General features: G+C 59.5%; 1 protein-coding gene. It reads right to left on the bottom strand.

Features of this window, described 5'->3' with window-relative positions:
- Positions 1-1,071, bottom strand: a 1,071-nt coding sequence (gene nifV, locus B0G83_RS38000; protein ID WP_105512361.1) for a homocitrate synthase, incomplete at its 3' end; no start/stop codon positions are given.
- Positions 1,072-1,342: the final 271 nt, after the last annotated feature.

Here is a 1,342-nt window from a genome sequence, read left to right as displayed (position 1 = left end):
CGCCTGCTTGTACTGCGTGGCGAAAGAGCGGATGCGCGCAAGCAGGAGCGGGATGAGCCGCTCCGACACCCTCACGCCTAGTGCGTCGTAGGCCTCACGCACACTTTGAGATCCAGAATGTTTCCCGAGTATCGTCGACCGTTGCCGGCCGAGCTCTGCCGGATCGAATCCCTCGTAGGTCGTGGGGTGCTTCGCGAGGCCGTCGGTGTGAATGCCCGACTCGTGAGTAAAGATGTTCCTACCGATGATGCTCTTGTTTAAGGAAACTGCGCGGCCTGAGGCTTGTTCGACTAACGACGAAATGTCGGGCAGCGCTCTGGTGTCGACGCCAGTTTCTCGTCGCAGCAGGTGCCGTGCGCCCATCACGACTTCTTCCAGCGCTGCATTGCCGGCGCGCTCACCCAACCCGTTGACGGTGGTGCTCGCATGGGTCGCGCCGGCCCCAAGGGCGGCTAGTGTGTTGGCTGTGGCGAGCCCGAGGTCGTCGTGCGCGTGTATTTCGATCTCCAGATCGACGGCAACGCGTAGCGCTGCAATGGCGTAGAAGGTCTTAAAGGGGTCCAGGATACCGACAGTGTCGGCAAAGCGCACGCGCTGGGCGCCGTGCTGCTGCGCGCATTGAGCCACTTCTACGAGAAATGAGGGATCCGCGCGCGAGGCGTCTTCCATGCCCAAGGAAATTCTGGGATGGTTTTTCGCTGCCTCGCCGACGACGCGTGCGATCTGCGCCAGTACCCAACTGCGCGACTGCCGCACCTTGTGTTGCAAATGAATATCCGAAACGGGAACCGAGAGATGAACGATATCGGCATCACAACGCAATGCCGCGGTGAGATCCTCGTCGGTGAGGCGCCCCCAAACCATCAGGCGAGCGTCGAGGTTCAGGTCGACGATTGCAGCGATGCACGCCATTTCGTCCTCACCCATGGCAGGAATTCCGATTTCGAGTTCGGCCACGCCGGCCTGCGACAGTGCGGCGGCGATTGCGCATTTTTCCTCAGTGCGAAATGCGACGCCAGCGGTCTGCTCACCGTCGCGAAGCGTTGTGTCATTGATGATCGGATTGAGCATGTCAGGTCTCTTGAGTTGTCGCCGATGGATTGCAAGCGTTGTGCCAAGCGAGCATCTACAGTCGGGGCACAATTTGCGGGATGTCGACCGGCACAATGTCGGGTTATGGCGGTGCATCGTCCGATTGTTCGTGTCGCGAATGTTACGTTCCGGACAATTCGGCCGCGCTGGAGGTGGCTCGATCGGTTCCATCCGCTAGCGGATGGAATGTCGAACCTGTTCGCTTGATGCATACTCGAAATAATTAGGCTAACAAAGCAATTTGGCCATG

The sequence above is a fragment of the Paraburkholderia sp. BL21I4N1 genome, from assembly GCF_002973525.1.
Lineage (GTDB): Bacteria > Pseudomonadota > Gammaproteobacteria > Burkholderiales > Burkholderiaceae > Paraburkholderia.
The sequence above is the reverse complement of the archived record's forward strand: the minus strand, read 5'-3'. Positions and strand labels throughout refer to the sequence as shown.